At 64.6% G+C, this 19,620-nt stretch carries 15 protein-coding genes; 8 read left to right on the top strand and 7 right to left on the bottom strand.

The genetic code is table 11. The features are described from left to right. The first annotated feature begins 205 nt into the window (after nt 1-205). Nucleotides 206-652, top strand: coding sequence for a hypothetical protein (locus EA472_RS16650; RefSeq protein WP_124192642.1), 447 nt, complete (start codon nt 206-208; stop codon nt 650-652). A gap of 79 nt (nt 653-731) precedes the next feature. Here EA472_RS16650 and EA472_RS16645 read toward each other — a convergent pair whose 3' ends face one another. Both EA472_RS16645 and EA472_RS16640 read right to left on the bottom strand, forming a co-directional pair. Next, on the bottom strand, nt 732-1,121 hold the full coding sequence (locus EA472_RS16645) for a hypothetical protein (RefSeq protein ID WP_124192641.1): 390 nt from the start codon (nt 1,119-1,121) through the stop codon (nt 732-734). A 164-nt stretch (nt 1,122-1,285) separates the two neighbouring features. Next, nucleotides 1,286-2,383 carry an archaeosine biosynthesis radical SAM protein RaSEA gene (locus EA472_RS16640; protein ID WP_124192640.1) on the bottom strand — a complete coding sequence of 366 codons (1,098 nt, stop codon included), beginning with the start codon at nt 2,381-2,383 and terminating at the stop codon, nt 1,286-1,288. Between the two features lie 336 nt (nt 2,384-2,719). Between EA472_RS16640 and EA472_RS16635 the strand changes: the two genes are divergently transcribed. From EA472_RS16635 to EA472_RS16620, 4 genes are all read left to right on the top strand, one after another. Beyond that, nucleotides 2,720-4,621 carry a 2-oxoacid:acceptor oxidoreductase subunit alpha gene (locus tag EA472_RS16635; RefSeq protein ID WP_124192639.1) on the top strand — a complete coding sequence of 634 codons (1,902 nt, stop codon included), beginning with the start codon at nt 2,720-2,722 and terminating at the stop codon, nt 4,619-4,621. 2 nt (nt 4,622-4,623) lie between these two features. Further along, nucleotides 4,624-5,559 carry a thiamine pyrophosphate-dependent enzyme gene (locus tag EA472_RS16630; RefSeq protein ID WP_124192638.1) on the top strand — a complete coding sequence of 312 codons (936 nt, stop codon included), beginning with the start codon at nt 4,624-4,626 and terminating at the stop codon, nt 5,557-5,559. Nucleotides 5,560-5,638: 79 nt separating this feature from the next. Then, nucleotides 5,639-6,748, top strand: a complete 1,110-nt coding sequence (locus EA472_RS16625) for a hypothetical protein (RefSeq protein ID WP_124192637.1) — start codon at nt 5,639-5,641, stop codon at nt 6,746-6,748. Between the two features lie 175 nt (nt 6,749-6,923). Next, nucleotides 6,924-8,609: an NADH-quinone oxidoreductase subunit D gene (locus EA472_RS16620; protein ID WP_124192636.1), complete on the top strand. Its 1,686-nt coding sequence runs from the start codon at nt 6,924-6,926 to the stop codon at nt 8,607-8,609. A gap of 349 nt (nt 8,610-8,958) precedes the next feature. Here the strand turns inward: EA472_RS16620 and EA472_RS16615 are convergent, their stop codons facing one another. Next, on the bottom strand, nt 8,959-10,380 hold the full coding sequence (locus EA472_RS16615) for a hypothetical protein (RefSeq protein ID WP_124192635.1): 1,422 nt from the start codon (nt 10,378-10,380) through the stop codon (nt 8,959-8,961). A 146-nt stretch (nt 10,381-10,526) separates the two neighbouring features. On the opposite strand from EA472_RS16615, the gene trpB reads away from it, so the two are divergent. Continuing rightward, the gene (gene trpB / locus EA472_RS16610; protein WP_124192634.1) at nt 10,527-11,678 is read left to right on the top strand and encodes a tryptophan synthase subunit beta; all 1,152 of its coding nucleotides are present in this window, start codon (nt 10,527-10,529) and stop codon (nt 11,676-11,678) included. 51 nt (nt 11,679-11,729) lie between these two features. Here the strand turns inward: trpB and EA472_RS16605 are convergent, their stop codons facing one another. The 3 genes from EA472_RS16605 to EA472_RS22610 form a co-directional block, all read right to left on the bottom strand. After that, nucleotides 11,730-12,146 carry an HIT family protein gene (locus EA472_RS16605; RefSeq protein ID WP_124192633.1) on the bottom strand — a complete coding sequence of 139 codons (417 nt, stop codon included), beginning with the start codon at nt 12,144-12,146 and terminating at the stop codon, nt 11,730-11,732. A 143-nt stretch (nt 12,147-12,289) separates the two neighbouring features. Further along, complete coding sequence (locus tag EA472_RS16600) at nt 12,290-13,351, bottom strand: glycosyltransferase (RefSeq protein WP_124192632.1); 1,062 nt, start codon at nt 13,349-13,351, stop codon at nt 12,290-12,292. Nucleotides 13,352-13,483: 132 nt separating this feature from the next. Beyond that, complete coding sequence (locus EA472_RS22610; protein ID WP_165874930.1) at nt 13,484-14,560, bottom strand: hypothetical protein; 1,077 nt, start codon at nt 14,558-14,560, stop codon at nt 13,484-13,486. A 575-nt stretch (nt 14,561-15,135) separates the two neighbouring features. On the opposite strand from EA472_RS22610, the gene EA472_RS16590 reads away from it, so the two are divergent. Together EA472_RS16590 and EA472_RS16585 are read left to right on the top strand one after the other, a co-directional pair. Next, a complete protein-coding gene (locus tag EA472_RS16590; RefSeq protein WP_124192631.1) occupies nt 15,136-16,989 on the top strand; it encodes a S9 family peptidase in 1,854 nt (617 codons plus the stop codon). Nucleotides 16,990-17,053: 64 nt separating this feature from the next. Continuing rightward, nucleotides 17,054-18,070 carry a lysylphosphatidylglycerol synthase transmembrane domain-containing protein gene (locus EA472_RS16585; protein WP_124192630.1) on the top strand — a complete coding sequence of 339 codons (1,017 nt, stop codon included), beginning with the start codon at nt 17,054-17,056 and terminating at the stop codon, nt 18,068-18,070. Between the two features lie 18 nt (nt 18,071-18,088). On the opposite strand, the gene EA472_RS16580 is transcribed toward EA472_RS16585, so the two are convergent. Further along, complete coding sequence (locus EA472_RS16580; RefSeq protein ID WP_124192629.1) at nt 18,089-19,150, bottom strand: NAD(P)-dependent glycerol-1-phosphate dehydrogenase; 1,062 nt, start codon at nt 19,148-19,150, stop codon at nt 18,089-18,091. Between the last annotated feature and the right edge of the window lie 470 nt (nt 19,151-19,620).

Here is a 19,620-nt window from a genome sequence, read left to right as displayed (position 1 = left end):
GAGCAACTGCTCGATCTCTGCCGGTGATTTACCTTGTCGGTACAGCAGCGCACACGTGAGGCGTTTGATCGCCTTCGCATCAGTTTCCGTGCGCAGTTGCTGGCGCAACTGCTCCTCATCAACATCACCCAACTTTCCGCCCCACGTCGTCATGAGACTCTCTACGCGTCCAGAAGATATGAACTAGCCTACTGATCCCTATGAATTGGCCGACGAAGAAGCACGGCAAACGTCCATCTATGCCAACGGTGACGAAATTGAACCTCAAGTTCCTCCCGTCGTCATCGCTATCGGCGCTGGAGCGGGCGTTGCCGGTCTTCTCGTAGCGCTCAGCGGATCCGGAGCGAGTTACGAACTCGGATATGCAATCGACCGGGTTGAAGAGGGCGAAATCGATCCCACGTCGCGGATCGTCGATTCCGGCTCGTTCGTTAGCTTCGAAGATTCAGGAAACTTCAGCCACGATCGTGATCAAAGCTTCAGCGAACAGATCACCCTGCAGAACATCGACCCGGACCATACCCACCGTTTCATCCTGACGTCGGGATGTGCGATCGGTGCCTTGGGTGCATCACAAGCGTACGTCGACATGGAGCACGATCTCGGTCAGTGGGGAATCGACTACGAGAACATCACGATCGAGGGAGTATAAGCGGGTTTGGCTACCACAGACCGTTGTCGCATTTTTTAATCGCGCTCCCCCGTCGACAACGGGTTGCGTTTTTGGTCGTCTACATCTCGGCCCAGAATACTACGTACAATGCGGTGAAAAAGAGCAAAAACACGGAGACTGTGCCCACAACGTACCGGAAGCCAGGGACATCCTTGATCCATCCTTTCGCCGATAGAAAAAATACCGGCGGGAACAGTGTGCCAGCCGCCACGTTTACGGTCACGACTGACCAGTAGCTGGCTCGCCGGAACGCGGCTTCGTTGGATTCGTGCTTATCAGTACCTTTCGTCGAACGCCACTCGTACAGCGCCAAGCCAACGCCGATCCACATACCTGCGAGAAAGATGAATGCACCCGCTAATATTCGTCCGAGAGCGACTCCACCGAGGAATCCGAGGAGCGCGACGGCACAACTCACAATTGAGATAATTCGCAGTGTCTCACCCATCGTTCTATCCGTTCGCTCTGGTTCGATATTTGATCCAGACATCCAATACAGTTATTATCACTTTTACGGTGGATGAACTTTTCGGGATGTGCTTTTACGAATAGTTGGATTGGAACGTCATTCAGTTGGACAGAGGTAGGGCAGTGGTGGCGAGCGGTTCCCGATCACCGCGTCAGCGGCTGGTTGAAACTGCGCTCGCGCTCGAGGACGGTTTCCCACGTCAGCTCGCACTCACAGGAGACCTGCTCGAACACCGAGGGGTCCTGCCGGAGGTCGAAGTCCTTGATCGCCTTCTGGACCAGGTCGTCGCACTCGCCGCAGTTGTGCGGCCCGCGCTCGGAGCCGTGGCCGACCGGGTCCGAGACGACGATGGCGTCGACGTCGGCGGTCTCCTCGAGGACGTGGGCGACCGACCAGAGCCACGGCGGCCGGTAGCCGTCCCGGAAGTAGAGTTCGTCGACCATGGTGTAGCGCTGGACGTTGCAGGGGTTCATCGAGACGGTGTGACAGCCCTCGACGTCGGCACAGCGTTCGACCGACGAGATCATGTCCCGGACCGCTTCGGGCTCTGCGAGAAACGGCGGTTTCATCAGGAGGTACGCCTTGACGCCGGCGTCGGCCGACTCGCTCTCCCGATCGGCTCGCGCCGCCTGCGCGCAGGCGTCCTCGAAGTCCGCGAAGTCGAAGTACTTGTTCACGCAGTCGTGGCGCACGCGGTCGGTGGCCGTCTCGAGGCCGATCGCCACGTCGGTGTCGAGCCCCCGGTCGGTGAAGTCCTCGATCTTCTCGCGGTCGACGAAATCCGGCAGCGACTCGACGACCATGCGCTCTCGATCCGCGAACGTCTCGGCGATCGCGCGGCGCGTCTCGGCGCCGACCTCGCGCTCGTCGAGGAACGATCCCGACGTGTAGATCTTGATCAGCTCCGCCGGCTCGTCGGCGTTCTCGGCTTCGTGCTCGAGGCAGACGTCGATCTGGTCCACGAGCGCGTCGTGGCTGACGCTTCCCCCGTCGACGCTCTCGGCGACGTAGCCGCACATCGTACAGCCGCCGGCGCGGGCCCACCGACAGCCGCCGGTGTTCAGGATGATCGTCAGGCTTCGCTTGACGCCGTCGGGCGTGTTGTCCTCGTCGAGCCAGACTCGCGTTGGCTCGCGGGGATCGTAGCTCGCCTCCTTTCGCGAGCGGATCTCCCGCATCACCTGGTTGTGGGCGTCCATTCCCTTGCCCCGTTCGTAGACCTCCGGCGTCGGCGTACTCATTGTCGTAATCGAAGCGGGTCCGCGCGTAAAGCGGCTTCGTCTGTGAGTGGGCGCTTCCGTCGCAGGTGTGGACGCGACCGAAACCACCGAATTCGAGCGTCGAGTCGATCAGTCATCGACGATTCGCTCACCGATCGATAGGGGCCGATACTCCGTTCCGATGACGCGAATCGGTTGAACAACGAACGCGTTTCCGACGAACGTTCACGGTTTTTCACGCCGGTTCGTAAACGGACCTTCATTCTTCACGAAAGATCCTTGTTAATGTATAGCAAAGGCTTTAGGTTCGGTAGAGCAAAATCCAGGTACGGTTGGCCACTGGCCACTGATTTACCTATGAGCGACGACGAACTCATCTGGCGAATCGCGGGGGGTTCCGGAGACGGGATCGACTCGACGAGCCAGAACTTCGCGAAAGCGCTGATGCGCTCGGGGCTCGACGTGTTCACACACCGCCACTATCCGTCCAGGATCCGTGGCGGCCACACGTACGTCGAGATTCGGGCTGCAGCACACGAGGTACAGTCACGCGGGGACGGCTACAACTTCCTGTTGGCCCTCGGTGACTCGTTCGCCCGCAATCCACAGGAGGAAGCCTACTACGGGAACGAGGAGATCAAACCGCTCTCGGAGAACCTCGACGAGCTCAGAGAGGGTGGGATCATCGTCTACGACGAAGGACTCCTCGACGAGGAGGAAGTCGCCGACCTCGACCTCGAGAAGCGGGCCGAAGAGAACGACTGGCACGTCTTCCCGATGGACCTGCGCGGCCTGGCGAAAGAGCACGGTCGCGAGGTCATGCGCAACACCGCCGGCGTCGGCGTCACCGCCGCGTTGCTCGACATGGACCTCGAGCACATCGAGGACCTGATGGAAGACGCGATGAGCGGCGACGTCCTCGAGTCGAACCTCGAGATCCTCCATGAAGCCTACGAGACGACGAACGAGGAGTACGACTTCGAGCACGACCTTCGCGCGCCGGTCGGCGAACACGACACCGAACAGGCGCTGTTGTCGGGCTCGAACGCGATCGCCTACGGCGCAATCGACGCCGGCTGTCGGTTCATCGCCGGCTACCCGATGACGCCGTGGACGGACGTGTTCACCATCCTCAGCCAGAACTTCCCCGACATGGGCGGCGTCTCCGAACAGGTCGAAGACGAGATCGCCGCCGCGGCGCTCGCCGTGGGCGCGAGCCACGCCGGCGTCAAGGCCATGTCCGGCTCCTCCGGCGGCGGATTCGCGCTGATGAGCGAGCCGCTCGGCCTGGCGGAGATGACCGAAACGCCGCTCGTGCTGCTTGAGTCGATGCGAGCCGGGCCGTCGACCGGAATGCCGACCAAGCCCGAACAGGCCGACCTCGAGTTCGTCCTCTACACGAGCCAGGGCGACTCCCAGCGGGTCGTCTTCGCGCCCGGAAACATCGAGGAAGCCTACGAGCAGACGCGTCTCGCCTTCGAGATCGCCTGGGATTACCAGATCCCCGCGATCATCATCTACGATCAGAAGCTCTCGGGCGAGAACACCAACGTCGACGTCGAATTCTTCGATCGCGAGCCAAAACCGGATCTCGGCTCGACGCTGACCGAAGCCGAACTCAGAGAAGCCGCACACGACAACTCTGGAAAGTTCAAACGGTTCAACTACGAGGAGGCCGAGAACGGCGTCGCACCGCGTTCGTTGCCCGGTCAGAAGGGCGGACGGTACCTCGCGACCGGAAACGAACACAGTCCGGTCGGCCACATCAGCGAGGACCCCGACAACCGCACGTTCCAGATGGATCGCCGCCTCGAGAAACTCGAGGCGATCCGCGAGGAACTCGACGAACGGGACTCGACCCAGACGTACTTCGGCGACGAGGACGCCGAGTACGGCATCGTCACCTGGGGCTCGAGCCAGGGTGCCGTCCAGGAAGCGGTCGCTCGGCTGAACGAGCAGGGCCACTCGGTCAAGGGACTCAGCGTCTCCGACATGCTACCGTTCCCGAAAACGGAGGTCACCGAGTTCCTGGAGAGCGTCGACGAGGCGATGGTCGTCGAAATGAACGCCACCGCCCAGTTCCGCGGTCACATCCAGCGCGAACTCGGTCGCTTCGGCGAGAAGCTGTCGAGCCTGCTCAAGTACAACGGTAACCCGTTCGAGCCAGCCGAAATCGTCGAGGGCTACGAGGTCAACCTCGCCGACGAGGACCGCGAACCGACCGCACAGGTGCGAATCGAACCCGCAGCAGGTGACTGACCATGAGTGCATTCAACGCAATCGGTGAACAGCGAGAGATCGACCGGGACGAGTACACGCCCGGTGTCGAACCCCAGCCGACCTGGTGTCCGGGCTGTGGCGACTTCGGAGTTCTGAAAGCCCTGAAACAGGCGCTTCCGGAGGTCGGCAAGACCCCCGAGGAGGTGCTGACCGTCACCGGGATCGGCTGTTCCGGCAAGCTGAACAGCTATCTAGACACGTACGGCTTTCACACCATCCACGGCCGCTCGCTTCCCGTTGCGCGAGCAGCGAAGCTCGCGAATCCCGAACTCGAGGTCATCGCAGCGGGCGGCGACGGCGACGGCTACGGCATCGGCGGCAACCACTGGATCCACACGGCCCGCGAGAATCACGACATGACGTACATCGTGTTCAACAACGAGATCTTCGGGCTGACGAAGGGCCAGACGTCGCCAACCAGTCCCAAGGGCCACAAATCCAAGACTCAGCCGTCGGGCAGCGCGAAGACGCCGCTTCGACCGCTGTCGATGTCGCTCAACGCCGGCGCGAGCTACGTCGCTCGCACCGCCGCGGTCAACCCGAACCAGGCGAAAGAGATCATCAAGGAGGCCATCGAACACGACGGCTTCGCCCACATCGACTTCCTGACGCAGTGTCCCACCTGGAACAAAGACGCGCGCCAGTACGTCCCCTACATCGACGTCCAGGAGTCCGACGACTACGACTTCGACGTCCACGACCGCGCCGAAGCCGCCGAAATAATGCGCGAGACGGAGAACGTCCTCAACGAGGGCACCGTCCTGACCGGCCGGTACTACATCGACGAGGATCGCCCGTCCTACCAGCAGGAGAAAACGGCCGTCGGCGAGATGCCCGACGAACCGCTCGCCGAACGCTACTTCGACGACGACGCCGAGTGGGAGCGCAGCTACGACCTCCTCGAGCGCCATACGTAGCCATACCGGGTTCGGCCCGGCGGAACGGTTCGATTTTCGAAGGCGAACTATTCTTTTCCGTCCGACACCGCGAGACGGTATGAACGCCGTCGCGACCGGCCGGTACTACGCGCGTGAACTCGGCCGTCGACTCGCGCAGTACGCGGACAAACGCCGGAACGGCTACCGTCACTTCGGCTCGCTCGAGCGAGCCGCCGAGACGATCCTCGAGGCGCGAGCCGCCGGCGGGTTTCGGGCCGGCGGGCACTTTCGTGGCGTCTGGCCGCGAGACCTCTGTTTCGCCGCGCGCGGACTGGTCGCGGCGGGCTACGAAGACGAAACCGGCGACGTCGCCGCGTGGCTGCTCGAGCAGGTCTCGAACGTCTTTTACACCGACTTTCACGGCGAGTACAACGCGGCCACGCCGGCGGAAGGCGTCGACACGTTTCCCGCGCTCGTGATCCTGCTCGCGGAGACCGGACGGCTCGAGGAACGCGCCGACGCAGTCGCCGACCTCGCGTCGCGCCACCGAGAGAAGTTCGTCGACGGCGCGTTCGTGGACGGAAACGGGAGTTCCTGGTGGGATTCGGCCGCACACCCACGGGAGGCGTACAACACGGCGATGCTGCTGGCGGCGACGGAACGCCTCGAGAAAGCGGGCGTCGAGACGACGTTCACGGGCGAGTCGGCGGCGATTCGTGACGAGTTGTGTGCCAGACTCTGGAACGGGACCCACTTCGACGAGCGCCGCGGCTCGTCGACGCTCGCCTGTGACGCTAACGTCGTCGCGCTCTACTTCGGGTTACTCTCCGACGAGCGAGCGGGGACGGTCGTCGACGCGCTCGAGCGCCTCGAGACGCCGCGCGGAGTTCGCATGCGGGAGCGGCCGTTCTCGCCCACCGACGTCCACCCGTTCTTTCTCTTTCACCGCGACTACCACTACCACGTCTGGCCCTGGAACAGCCTGCTGTACGCCATCGGTCTCGACCGGTACGGCTACCGCGAACGCGCCCGGCGGGAGTCGAGACGGCTCGACTGCCTGCTCCGGCCGTACGGAAACTTCCTCGAGGTCTGTACGCTCTCGGGCGACCCCTACGTCAAACGGGGCTACGCGAGCGCCGGACAGTTCACCGTCGCGGCGGCGTTGTGGACCGAACGCCGCACAGTACACGGGATCGAGGCGTCGCCGAGCGCGCGACTCGAGGAGTGAGTCATCGACCGAACGGTGAGCCGTCGACCGAACGCGTCGCGAAGCGGCTCGATCGAGCGGACGCCGCTCGTTTTCCCGCGCGAGACAGTCACCTCGAGGCGGGAAAATCCTCTCCCGTGTGCCGGTTGTACGGTAGCGAAACGCACGGACGGTCGTCGACTCCGGGGGACCACCAATGAGCGAGACACCACAACGCGAGCGAGCGAGCATCGATCCCGAGTACGACCATCGACGCGAGGACGCCGTCGACGAGGACGCACTCGCGGCACTTCTCGAGGAGTACGCGCTCGGACGGGAGGATCACGGGAACGCGCCGGCGTTCGTGATCAGACCGGACGACGTCCAGGAGGTGCTATCGCTGTTGCGCGAGGAGGCGGGGTTCGATCACCTCTCGTGTCTCACGTCACAGGAGTACCAGGACCGGTACGAATCCATCCTCCACCTGACCAAGTACGATCGACGGACGCACGAGGTGACGGTAATCGCCCAGTTGCCGAAAGACGCTCCCGTCTGCCAGACCGCCGAACCGGTCTTCCGGACCGCCGACTGGCACGAACGCGAGGCGTACGATCTCGTCGGCATCGAGTACGAGGGCCACCCCGACCTGCGCCGAATTCTCCTTCCGGACTCCTGGCAGGGTCACCCGCTCTCGAAGGACTACGACCAGGACAAACCGCAGATCATTCGGTTCGCAGAGCACGCGAACCCGCTGCAGCAGGACCGCCACGATCCCGAATCGGAGACGATGCTGCTCAACATCGGTCCCCACCACCCGGCGACCCACGGCGTTCTCCACCTCAAAGCGACGCTGGACGGCGAGACCGTCGCCGACGTCGACCCCGACGTGGGCTACCTCCACCGTTGCGAGGAACAGATGTGCGAACAGGGAACCTACCGGTACCAGATCATCCCGTACTCGAACCGGTGGGATTACACCGCGAACCTGCCCAACGAGTGGGCGGTCGCTCGCGCCATCGAGGACCTCGCCGACCTCGAGGTCCCCGAGTACGCCCAGGTTCTGCGGACGATGTCGACGGAGCTCGGCCGAATGCTCGGACACTTTCTCGCGATCGGAACGTTCGCGCTCGACGTCTTCGGCGAGTTCACCGCCATCTTCCAGTACGCGTTTCGCGACCGGGAGGTCGTCCAGGACATTCTCGAGGACCTCACCGGCCAGCGGATGATGTTCTACTACTTCCGGCTCGGCGGCGTCGCCTGGGATCTGCCCCGGCCTCGAGACGAGTTCGTCGAGAAGTGCCGTGACTTCCTGGACGAACTGCCGGCGAAGATCGACGAGTACCACGACCTCGTGGTCGGTAACGAGATCTTCCGGATGCGGACCATCGACACCGGGATCCTCGAGCCCGACGTCGCGAAGTCCTACGGCGTTACGGGCCCCGTTGCCCGCGGTTCCGGCATCGACTACGACCTCCGTCGGGACGATCCGTACGGCTACTACGAGCACCTCGAGTGGGACGTCGTCACGGAGGACACCTGCGACAACCACGCGCGCGTTCTCGTTCGCATGCAAGAAGTCGAGGAGTCGGCGAAGATCGTCGAGCAGTGTCTCGACCTGCTCGAGGACTGGCCCGAGGACGAACGAACCGTCCAGAGCAACGTGCCGCGGACGCTGAAGCCGGACGCCGACGCCGAAACCTACCGCGCAGTCGAGTCCGCCAAAGGAGAACTCGGCATCTACGTCCGATCGGACGGGACGAACACGCCAGCGCGGTTCAAGATCCGCAGCCCCTGTTACCACAACCTCTCGGCGCTCCCCGAGATGGCCGAGGGGGAGTACGTGGCGGACCTCATCGCTTCGCTCGGCAGCCTGGACATCGTCCTCGGGAGCGTCGACCGGTGATCCTCGTCGCAGCGCGGTCGCGTCGGGATCGCCCGATCACTTCTCGTCCGTCCGCTCCCCGGCTCCGCCTTATTCGATCGTCCGGTCGGCGTCGGCGGTCGCGTGCTGGAGCCGTTCGCGCACTCGCTTCAGGTGTTCGTCGGCATCTCGTTCGTACTCGTCGACCATATTTCCCGTCCTCCCTCGAGTCAGGTAGGTCCCGGACTTGCCGTCCCCTGGCGGGCAGCCACGCGTGAGTTCCAACAGGGATCGACCGTCGACGGCGGGACGGTCCGCTGCGAATCGTTTCCGGAAAACCGCAACGGACTGCGGTCGTACCGGTACGCGGTTACGGCAGACTGGCGAACGCTCACGACACTCGATCCCACTCGATCGCGTATTCGGGAGCCATCTCACTCGCAACGTCGTCGAACCCGTCGACCGACATCGGCGCGACGAGCGGGTGCCGAGCGTCGATCTCGTCCGGAATGTCCTCGTGGTAGCGGGCGTGAACTTCGACGTCGTAGGGGAACTCGGTCGGGTCGACCCCGACGAAGCCGTGACGGTCTCGAGCGGCCGAGAGAACGTCGCGCCAGCGGTCGATCGACGCGAGACCGGCGGACTCGATGCCGTGTGCGAACAGGTTCGCCCGTATCTCGTCGTACGGCTCCGCGCTCTCGAGGTACTCCTCGAGGAAGTCGGCGTCGGACCGCGTATTGAACGCCGCCCAGTAGGGAATCGAGCCGGTTCGGATCGTCCACCAGGGCTCGACCAGCGCGAACGACTGGACGAACAGCCGCTCGAGCGAGCGTCCCCGGTCGGCGTAGCGTTCGCGGTACAGGTCGGCGACGAACGGGCTCAGATCGCGCGGATCGTCGAACCCGAGCCGACGCAGGTCGGACCCACGCTCGTTCGCGACTCGTTCGAGGTCCTCCCGAAGCGCCGGATCGAACCCCCACTCTGCTTCCGGGATCCGCCCGTCAGGTTCGGGAACGCTCCACTCGCGGATTCCGGCGTCCTGACGCCGGAGAAAGCGCGCGACCCGTTCGCTTCCCTCGTAGTACTCCTCGGGGGCGAGCCCGCCGAGGCCGCCGAGCTGGAAACTGTGGCGGTCGCCGAGGTCGATCGCCGGCCAGTCGTAGCCGCACTCGAGCGAGATGATCGTTCCGCCGGGCTCGAGCACCGTCTCGATGAACTCCTCGTACGCGTCGCCGAGGACGCGGGATTTCGTCCGGAAGTACGCCAGCTTCCGGACCATCAGCCGATCCTGGTTCGGATCGTGCATCTGATGGAGCGAGACGTCGGGATTCGCCTCGAGGAACGGACCCGCGTGTTCGACGCCCCACCGGACGTCCTCGCGAATCGCGTCGGCGTCTAGCTCCCGACGGATGGGAACGAGAAACGTCTGTGGAAGCCACGGAACGCCGAGCAACGCCGAGAGGTAGACTGCCGCGCCGTTGCTCGAACCGACGATCACCGCCGGATAGCCTCGATTCGGATACTGGTCTGTGACCCACTCGCGAAAGCGCTCGACGTCGACTTCACCGAGATTGTCGGGAGAGACGCCCTCGTTCGCGCCACCACGCGTGTAGATGCCGGTTCGAACCCGCCGAGGGAGGGCGTTGACCCGCGTCGCGAGCGGCGTCAGCGCCGGGTGGATCATTCCGAGCGTCGGAAACTCCTCGCCGCGAAGGTAGCTTGCAGTCGCCCGTACGAACACCGTCGTCGAATCGAAGTTCGGGAGGCCGTGGGGCGTCGCCCCCTCACCGGCGAGAAGACTCGAGATCCTCATCGATGGCTCAGCTACGGACGCCTACCACGTTCCGTCGGATAATACTGACCCCGGCAGTGGCGACGAGAGATCCCACTACCTCGTCGGGATCGAACGTCCACCCACACAGAACATACTTTAGGGTGAGCCCGAAACCCATCGACAGCATGTCAGACGGAGAGTTCGACGGTTACGGTGGGAGATACGTTCCGGAGCCCTTACAGGAGCCCCTCGCGACGCTCGCGAACGCCTACGACGACGTGGCGACGACCGACGAGTTCCAGTCGGAGTTTCGCGACCTCCTCGAGGAGTTCGCCGGTCGGCCGACGCCGCTGTACTACGCGCGCAATCTGAGCGAACGCTACGGGACGGACATCTACCTCAAGCGCGAGGACCTCCTCCACGGCGGGGCCCACAAGATCAACAACTGCCTCGGGCAGGCGCTACTCGCGAAACGGGCCGGCAGGGAGCGGCTCATCGCCGAAACGGGCGCGGGCCAACACGGCACCGCCACCGCGATGGTCGGCGCGCTGCTCGACCTCGAGACCGAGATCTACATGGGAAAAAAGGACGTCGAGCGCCAGGAGATGAACGCCTTCCGGATGCGGCTGATGGGTGCCGAGGTCAACGAGGTCACCCGCGGCGGACAGGGTCTGGCCGACGCCGTCGACGCCGCGCTCGAGGATTTCGCCCAGCGCGTCGACGACACCCACTACCTCGTCGGCAGCGTCGTCGGACCGGACCCGTTCCCGCGGATGGTCCGCGACTTCCAGAGCGTCATCGGTCGGGAGGCCCGCGAGCAGATTCGCGAGCGAACCGGCGACTTGCCGGACGCGGCGGTCGCCTGCGTCGGCGGCGGCTCGAACGCGATCGGCCTCTTTCACGCGTTCCGGGACGACGACGTCGACTTCTACGGCGCGGAAGGCGGCGGCGAGGGGACGGACTCGAAGCGCCACGCCGCACCGCTCGCGAGGGGATCCGACGACGTCATCCACGGCATGAAAACCCGCGTCATCGACGACGACGTCGAGGTCCACTCCGTCTCGGCCGGCCTCGACTACCCCGGCGTGGGCCCCGAACACGCGATGTTCCGGGCCGTCGGCCGCTGTCAGTACGACGGGGTCACCGACGACGCGGCCCTCGCCGCGTTTCGCGAACTGAGCGAGACGGAGGGGATCATTCCGGCGCTCGAGTCCAGTCACGCGGTCGCCCGCGCGATTCAGCTTGCGGAAGCGGGCGACCACGAGACGATCCTCGTAAACCTGTCGGGACGGGGTGACAAGGACATGGAGACGGCCGCCCGAAAGTTCGACCTCTAAGCTCGTCGAAAATCGCGGAGAGCAGTCGCCGACCGAATTCGGCGCGCTCCGCTAGGTTTCTAGCGCGTTTCGAACGCGAGACGCGAGTCGGTCGGCTTCGTCGGGGTCGAAGCCTCGCCGAGAGAGCGCAAGCGAAACGTCGTCGTCGGCAGTTCGCGGAACCACGTGGACGTGAGCGTGATCGACGGTCCCGACCAGCGGCCCGCTCGTGTGAAAGACGCTGAAGCCGTCGGGCTCGAGGGCGTCTTCCAGCGCTCCGGCGACGGTTCGGACGGCGTCGAACACCGCGTCCGTCGTCGCGGAATCTTCCGTGAAAATCTCCTCGGCGTGCGTGCGAGGGACGACCAGCGCGTGGCCGGTCGCGGCCGGTTGCTGGTCGAGAAACGCGATCGTTCGGTCGTCTTCGTAGAGGACGGCGGCGGACTCGTCGCCGGCGACGATCCGACAGAACGGACAGTCGTCGTGCATGGACGGTACTTTTCGCCGACCGACAAATAGGTGTCTCCACTCGAGTCGTCGACCGTCCGGTCGAGTTCCGGACGGTCACAGCTCGAGACGCGATCGCCCGCCGACGGTGAAATCCGGTCGGTCGACTCACGCTCCGGGATCGATCACAAAAACCCAGAAGACTCCTGCAGCGCCCGGTAGGCCGTGAGGTAGCGATCCCGGACGACGTCGCGGTCGAACTCGGCGAACCGGTCGTCGTACTCCCTGTGCTCGAGGTCGCCCGCGGCCACGATCGCGTCGGTCAGTTCGTCCTCGCTCGTCGTCCGGAACCCGCGGTCCCAGCCCTCGACGAGTTCGTGTGCGCTCGAGTCGGCGTGGTACTCGACGACGCCGATACAGCCAGCCGCGAGCGCCCACAGCATCTCCGTTGGGAACACGCAGTGGTCGGCAGTCTGGGCGAAGACGTGCGCGCCGCGATAGGCGGCGATCCGCTCCTCGAGCGGGAGGTCTCCCGCGAACTCGATCCGGTCGTCGATCCGAAGATCGCTCGCCAGCCGTTCGTACGTCGCCCGCTCCGGTCCGTCGCCGACGATCGTCGCGCGCCAGTCCCGGTCGCGAAGCTCCGCGAGCGCGAGCAGCAGGCTCTCGAGATTCGCGTCCTCGTCGAGTCTCCGGGCGTAGATCACGTCGACGCGGTCGTCCGGTGAAACCCGCTGGATTCGATCGAGGTCGATCGAGTTCGGGACCACGTCGATTGCGTCGCCGCCAATGCCGAGTTCCCGAATCCACGTGGCGACGAGGTTCGACGGGGCGACGATCCGGTCGGGACGACCGGCGGCTCGACGAGTCCACCAACCGTCTGCGACGCCGCCGTCGCCGTACCACTCGAGAATCGTCGGCGCGCGTGCGAGCGTCCCGCCCACGCTGGCCGCGACCACCTGTTCCGGCGGCCGTTCGCCGACGTGAACGACGTCGGGTGCCGCCGCCGACAGCGCCAGTGGCAACCGAAGGAGAAACGCTGACTTCGAGTCGAGGCTCGACGCCACCCCGTGGTAGGTAACGCCGTCGCGTTCGAACACGTCGTGGCCGCCGCCCCAGAACGCACAACAGAAGTGGTGAACCTCGTGACCCCGGTCGCGCACCAGCTCGAGTATCGACTGCAATCGTCGGTTCGTCTCGGTGTCCCGGTGGTGAACGGTTTCGAAGGAGACGAACGCGACGCGCATATGCGGACGGAGACGTAACGACGGGATAAAAAGTCACTTCTTTCGGTCGGTTCGAGCGGGCTTCGCTCGAGAAAACCCGGTTCGGGAGGATCGAACGATCCGATCGCCGAGCGGATGATACTCGAGATACCCTTACTTGTCGTCGTCTCGATCAGCTTTCTTCTCGTCGTGTTTGTCGTCGTCTCTCTCGTCCTTCTTCTCGTCATCCTTCTCCGCGTCATCCTTCTCTGCGGGCTGATTCACCAGCGGTTCTTCGGTCAGGATATCGATAATGCTTTTTTCGTCGTCTCTATCGGCTTTCTTCTCGTCGTGTTTTTCGTCGTCTCGATCATCCTTCTTCTCGTCGAGTTTCTCGTCGTCTCGATCATCCTTCTTCTCGTCGAGTTTCTCGTCGTCTCGATCATCCTTCTTCTCGTCGAGTTTCTCGTCGTCTCGATCATCCTTCTTCTCGTCGAGTTTCTCCGCCTTATCCTTCTCTGCAGGCTGATTCACCAGCGGTTCTTCGGTTAGTATATCGACGATGGTTTTCCCGTCGTCCTTATCCTCCTTCTTCTCCCGGTCCGCGTCCGCTTTCTTCTCGTCGCCGTCGGCTTTGTCGTCCGTCTCGAGTGAGACGGCCGTCGTCATCTCCGTTTCGTCGTGTTTCTCGTCGACGTAGTCACCGACCACGAGAGTGACCAGCACGTCCTCGGAGTCGTCGGCGCACTCGAGGGTCACCTCGGTGTGATCGAGCGAGACGTCGTCGTCGTCCGCCGTGGCCGACAGCTCGTACGTTCCGTCCGCGAGCCCGACGAACGTCACGTTCTCGTTAGCCGGGAGCTCCGTCGCCAAACTGTACGTGGCCGTCTCCGTACGGTCGCCGGCGTCGTCGGTTTCGACGGTTCGCTCGGTTTGCATCGACGTCTCGAGCGTTCCGTCGCTGTGGATCTCGAGCGACGAGTGATCGCCGTTCCAGGTGAGCCCGAGTCCGACGGCGTCGCCGTTCGGGTTCTCGATCGAGAGATGGTTCGCGTCGTCCTCACAGTCGGTCGACACGGCGAGCGCTTCGTGTTCCGTCGGCTGGTGCTCCGACGCCCCGACCATCGCACCGGTGGCCGTGATCGTAAGCCCGATCGCGACGGCGAGCGTCACGAGTACGAGCAGCCACTTTTTGCCCAGTGTTAGATCCGCTGTGCCCCGCTCCGTATTCGTTGGTCTGGTGTCTCTCATGTGTCGTCCCGCGGAGAAATCCACGCCACTGTCCCCCTTTGTTATGACAACCAGACAGCCGCGAGCCGAGGGGAACCGAAATCGTCCCGCGAACGAATACGTATCGTTCCGACGTGCACGAAATAAACGTGCGACAAAGCTCGTATTGGTTGTGATGGAACGGTCACTATCACGGAGCTGTCGATCGGTTCCAGACCCGGATAGTGCGGGAAACGCGGTGCGAGGGGAATCTGTCGGAAGGCTGTTCGGTATCGTTTGCCCGACGATCGGTTTCGGACGGCTGACATCGGTTATTACTTCTAGCACTCCCTTCGCGAAACGAACGGGTGAGCGTCGCGGTTCTCGAGGACCGTCGTTCCCCACCGACTGCGATCGTCCAGGGGAATTTCGAGCGGCATTCTGACCCCGGAGAAACCGGTAATACGATCGAGAACGCGGATGGGATCGAACCCTCGGCGGAGCTGAACGGCGAGACCGTTCGGCGAAATCGGTCGTTAGTCGACCGAAAGCGGGAGTGACTCGAGCGTTCGGCCGCAACCCAAACGCATACCGCCGTCGGTCGAGTTCCCCCACCTATGGTGAGCTACGACATCGAGCGCTATCTCAACGTTCGAAGCGCCTACGGCGCGTCGTTCGGACCTCGGGGACAACGGCTGTCGTTTTTGATGGATACGACGGGAACGCCGCAGGTCTGGACGCTCCAGGGCCCGCGGGAGTGGCCCGTACAGCGGACGTTCGACGACGAGCGGGTGACGTTCTCCTCGTGGTCTCCGGAGCGCCTCGAGGCGATCTTCGGCATGGACGAGGGCGGCAACGAGCGCGTTCAACTGTTCATACTCGACGCGAGGACCGGCGAGATCAGCAATCTGACGGCGAAACCCGACGCCAAACATCGCTGGGGCGGCTGGAGCCACGACGGCGATCGGTTCGCGTTCGCCTCGAACCGCCGGGACGAGTCGGTCTTCGACGTCTACGTCCAGCGACGAGACGCGCGCGGCGACGACGCACGGCTAGTCTACGAGGGCGACGGCTGGCTGTCGGTTTCGGGTTTCAGCCCCGACGACACCCGACTGCTCGTCTCGCAGGCGTACTCGAACTTCGATCAGGACCTGTACGTCCTCGAGGTCGACACCGGCGAGATCGACCACCTCACGCCACACGAAGGAGACGTCCGCTACCAGAGTGCGAGCTGGGCTCCGGACGGCGAAGGGGTGTATCTGGTGACCGATCACGGCGACGCGGACACGCTCTATCTCGCCTACTTCGACCTCGAAGAGCGCACGCTCGAGACGGTCGTCGACGGGGACGGCTGGAACGTCGACGGCGTTGCACTCGACGACGAGACCGGCCGGTTCGTCTACTCGCGAAACGTCGAGGGGTACACCGAGCTCACCGTCGGCGAGTTCGATCCGGACGAGCCGACGGCGTTCGAGACCTTCCCGGAGCCCGACCTGCCGGGAGGCGTCGCGGGCGGCGTAAGTTTCGACCCGGACGCCGAACGGTTCGCGCTGTCGACGACCGGCGACGCGGTCAACACTAACGTCTTCGCCGTCGACGTCGAGACCGGGGAGGCCGAGCGCTGGACGGACGCACCGACGGCTGGTATCCCGCGCGAGACGTTCGACGAATCGGAGCTGGTCCACGTCGAGAGCTTCGACGGGCTCGAGATTCCCGGATTCCTCACGCTCCCGAGCGAGTGCGCGGACGACGGTTCGACCCCGGAGAACGACGGACGATCGACCGACGACGGGGCCCCCGTCATCGTCGACATCCACGGCGGTCCCGAGAGCCAACGCCGGCCGTCGTTCTCGAGCGTCAAGCAGTACTTTCTCGATCGCGGTTACGCGTACTTCGAGCCGAACGTTCGCGGTTCGGCTGGCTACGGCGCGGAGTACGCGGCGCTCGACGACGTCGAAAAACGGATGGACTCCGTCGCGGATCTCAGAGCGTGCGTCGAGTGGCTCCACGACCATCCCGCCGTCGACCCCGACCGAATCGCCGCGAAGGGCGGCTCCTACGGCGGATTCATGGTGCTCGCGGCGCTGACCGAGTATCCCGACCTCTGGGCAGCAGGAATCGATGTCGTCGGCATCGCGAACTTCGTCACGTTCCTCGAGAACACCGGCGACTGGCGTCGCGAACTGCGCGAGGCCGAGTACGGCTCGCTCGAGGAGGACCGGGAGTTCCTCGAGTCGATCTCGCCGACGAACAACGTCGAGCGGATCGAGGCGCCGCTGTTCGTGCTTCACGGCGAGAACGATCCGCGCGTTCCGGTCGGGGAAGCCGAGCAGATCGCCGAGAAGGCCGCCGAGCAGGGCGTTCCCGTCAGAACGTTGCTCTTCGACGACGAAGGGCACGGCTTCTCGAAGCTCGAGAATCGCATCGAGGCCTACACCGCGATCGCCGAGTTCCTCGACGAGCACGTCTGAGTCGAAAGACGGCCAACCTTACCGACTTAGCGTCGTTAACCAGCCCCCCGTTCCAACCCCACGTATGCGCTGGCGACGCGCCGTCGGCGGACTCGCCGTTGCGGTCGTAGTCGTCACGTTACTCGTCTACGGTCTCGGCTGGGACGACGTCGTCTCGACCGTTCGGACGGCACACCCCGGCGCACTCGCCGCCGCGCTGGTGAGCGGACTCGGCATTCTGGCACTTCGCGCGTTGGTCGTCGAGCGACTGCTCGGTCCGGTCGCCGGCGGCGCTCGCGGTGGAGCGTTCGCGGCGGCGTACCTCTCCGGGTACTTCGCTCGGAGCGCGCTCCCCTGGGGACGTTCGACGGGAACGCCGATCACGGCGTATTTGCTCGCGGACGCGTCGGATTCGGAGTTCGAGGACAACCTGGCCGTCGTCGCCGCCGCGGAGGGGTTCAACGCCCTGAGCAGTATCGTCGTCGCCGTAATCGGATTCGTCGCGTTCGCGGCGACCAGCGAAAGCGAAGCGGTCACCTCGATCGCGACCGCGATCGTCGTCGTCGGCGTCGCCGGAGCGGTCGCGACGGTCGCCGTCGTCGCGGGATTCAACCGCGGAATCGCGAGATCCACGCTGCTCGCGGCGTCGGTCAGAGTCGAGGCCGGTCTCGAGCGCCTACCGTACGTCAACCCGGGTGAAAGCGTGCTGGCGAAACGCGTCCACGGATTTTTCGACACGCTCCGGGTAATACAGGCGTCGCGTCGGACGATCGCGGTCGCCTTTTCGGTCGCCGTCGTGAGCTGGATGTTCAACTCGCTGCCGCTTTATTTCTGTCTGCTCGCGATCGGCGTCGACGCGCCACTGGCGCTGGCACTCGTCTGCGCGCCGCTCGCTTCCTTCGGCGGCGTGGTTCCGTTACCCGGAGGAAGCGGCGGCATCGAGGTCGTTCTGACGAGTCTGCTCGTCGCGACCCTCGGCGTCTCCGCCGGCGACGCCGGCGCCGTCGCGGTTCTCTACCGACTCACGACCTACTGGGCACACCTCGCGGTCACCGGCGTCGTCGCGGTGATCGCCTCTGTCACCGGCTTTCAACGGCTGTGAACGCTGCTGATCGTCGTCTCAACCGACGACGCCGGTTTTTCTGGCGACCTCCCGTGCGGCTCGCTCGTTCATCCCGTCGCCGAGGATCGTGTACCGATCGCGGATCTCGTGGCAGGTCGTTAGCGCCTCGATCACGGTCCCGTCGTCGATGCCGAGTTCGCCCGCGGTCGTCGGCGCGTCGATGCTCGAGAGCGCGTCCCGAATGTCCCGCCAGACGCCGCGGTCGCCGCCGTGGAGGTAGGCGGTCATGATCGAGCCGACGCCGACCTGGTGGCCGTGCAGTGCCGCGTCGGGTGCGAGCCGATCGAGCTTGTGCGAAAAGAGATGCTCCGCGCCGCTCGCTGGCCTCGAAGAGTCCGCGATGGACATCGCGACGCCGGAGGACATGAGCGCCTTGGTGACGACCCAGGCCGACTCTTCGAGGCCGGGGCGGACCATGTCGGCGTTGTCGACCAGGATCTCCGCGGTCATCTCCGCGAGTGCGGCGGCGTACTCGGAGTACTCGACGTCTTTGAGCCGCTTCGCGAGCCGCCAGTCCATCACGGCCGTGTAGTTCGAGATAATGTCGGCGCAGCCGGCGGTCGTCAGCTCCCACGGCGCGTCGGCGAGGATCTCCGTATCCGCGACGACCGCAAGCGGCGGCTCGGCCGCGACGCTGTGGCGGGTGTCGCCGTCGGGGACCGAACCGCGGTTGCTGACGATGCCGTCGTGGCTCGCCGCCGTCGGGACCGAGAGAAACCCCATATCGAGGTGGTCGCTGGCCATCTTCGCGATGTCGATCGCTTTCCCCCCACCGATTCCGACGAGGTAGGAGACCTCCTCGGTCTCGGCGGTTTCGATCACGGTTTCGACGGCGTCGAACGTCGCCGCCTCGACGGTGACGATGGCGGGGTCGACGCCGACGTCGCGAAAGTCGGCCGCAACGGGGTCGGCAGCCACCGCTCGCGGCGTCGGACTCGTGACCAGCAGCGGCCGTCCCTGCAGGTGCAGATCATCCACGACGTCGACGACGGCCGAGCGGACGCCGTGACCCACGACGACGTTTCGCGGCAGGCGAATCCACGTCGATTTCTCGAACATGGGTACCCTGACACACCCGCGGGACATACGTGTTTTTCCTCGAGCGACGATCGCCACCTCCGTTTCCGGTAGCGTCAGCGTCGATTTCGAGAGCGCCACCTTCGACTTCGGTGGCGAGTCCATCCCGTCCGCCGGGCGAACGCTCGGATCGACGGACAGTCACCGGGGCTTTGCGGGGGTTCTTTCTTCACGTTCGTGTGCGGGCCGACGATGTCGGATTACCAGCCGACGGAACGAGCGACCCGCTAGTCCACCGCTGCGACGATCGCCACCTCCGTTTCCGAGCGACACCGTCGACGGCGACGACGGGCGGTTTCGCTCGAACGTCCGTCGCGACGCGGCCGAGGACGATTCGACGATGCTCGAGCGCGGCGAATCCGCCGTCGTTGCCGACGCCAACCCGTCGGTCGCGACTCTCGGGCGGCTTCGAAGACGAGCGCGATCGGCGAGACGAGGGCGGTCGTCGGGAA

Source organism: Natrarchaeobius oligotrophus, from assembly GCF_003841465.1.
Taxonomy (GTDB): Archaea; Halobacteriota; Halobacteria; order Halobacteriales; family Natrialbaceae; genus Natrarchaeobius; species Natrarchaeobius oligotrophus.
This window is presented reverse-complemented; position numbering and strand designations above follow the sequence as displayed.

Excerpts from the sequence above, each read along its gene's own strand:
- EA472_RS16580 (WP_124192629.1), bottom strand. The coding sequence starts at position 19,150 with ATGTTCGAGAAATCGACGTGGATTCGCCTGCCGCGAAACGTCGTCGTG.
- EA472_RS16615 (WP_124192635.1), bottom strand. The coding sequence starts at position 10,380 with ATGAGGATCTCGAGTCTTCTCGCCGGTGAGGGGGCGACGCCCCACGGC.
- EA472_RS16630 (WP_124192638.1), top strand. The coding sequence starts at position 4,624 with ATGAGTGCATTCAACGCAATCGGTGAACAGCGAGAGATCGACCGGGAC.
- EA472_RS16590 (WP_124192631.1), top strand. The coding sequence starts at position 15,136 with ATGGTGAGCTACGACATCGAGCGCTATCTCAACGTTCGAAGCGCCTAC.
- EA472_RS16605 (WP_124192633.1), bottom strand. The coding sequence starts at position 12,146 with ATGCACGACGACTGTCCGTTCTGTCGGATCGTCGCCGGCGACGAGTCC.
- EA472_RS16585 (WP_124192630.1), top strand. The coding sequence starts at position 17,054 with ATGCGCTGGCGACGCGCCGTCGGCGGACTCGCCGTTGCGGTCGTAGTC.
- EA472_RS16600 (WP_124192632.1), bottom strand. The coding sequence starts at position 13,351 with ATGCGCGTCGCGTTCGTCTCCTTCGAAACCGTTCACCACCGGGACACC.
- EA472_RS22610 (WP_165874930.1), bottom strand. The coding sequence starts at position 14,560 with ATGAGAGACACCAGACCAACGAATACGGAGCGGGGCACAGCGGATCTA.
- EA472_RS16625 (WP_124192637.1), top strand. The coding sequence starts at position 5,639 with ATGAACGCCGTCGCGACCGGCCGGTACTACGCGCGTGAACTCGGCCGT.
- EA472_RS16645 (WP_124192641.1), bottom strand. The coding sequence starts at position 1,121 with ATGGGTGAGACACTGCGAATTATCTCAATTGTGAGTTGTGCCGTCGCG.
- EA472_RS16635 (WP_124192639.1), top strand. The coding sequence starts at position 2,720 with ATGAGCGACGACGAACTCATCTGGCGAATCGCGGGGGGTTCCGGAGAC.
- EA472_RS16640 (WP_124192640.1), bottom strand. The coding sequence starts at position 2,383 with ATGAGTACGCCGACGCCGGAGGTCTACGAACGGGGCAAGGGAATGGAC.
- EA472_RS16620 (WP_124192636.1), top strand. The coding sequence starts at position 6,924 with ATGAGCGAGACACCACAACGCGAGCGAGCGAGCATCGATCCCGAGTAC.
- trpB (WP_124192634.1), top strand. The coding sequence starts at position 10,527 with ATGTCAGACGGAGAGTTCGACGGTTACGGTGGGAGATACGTTCCGGAG.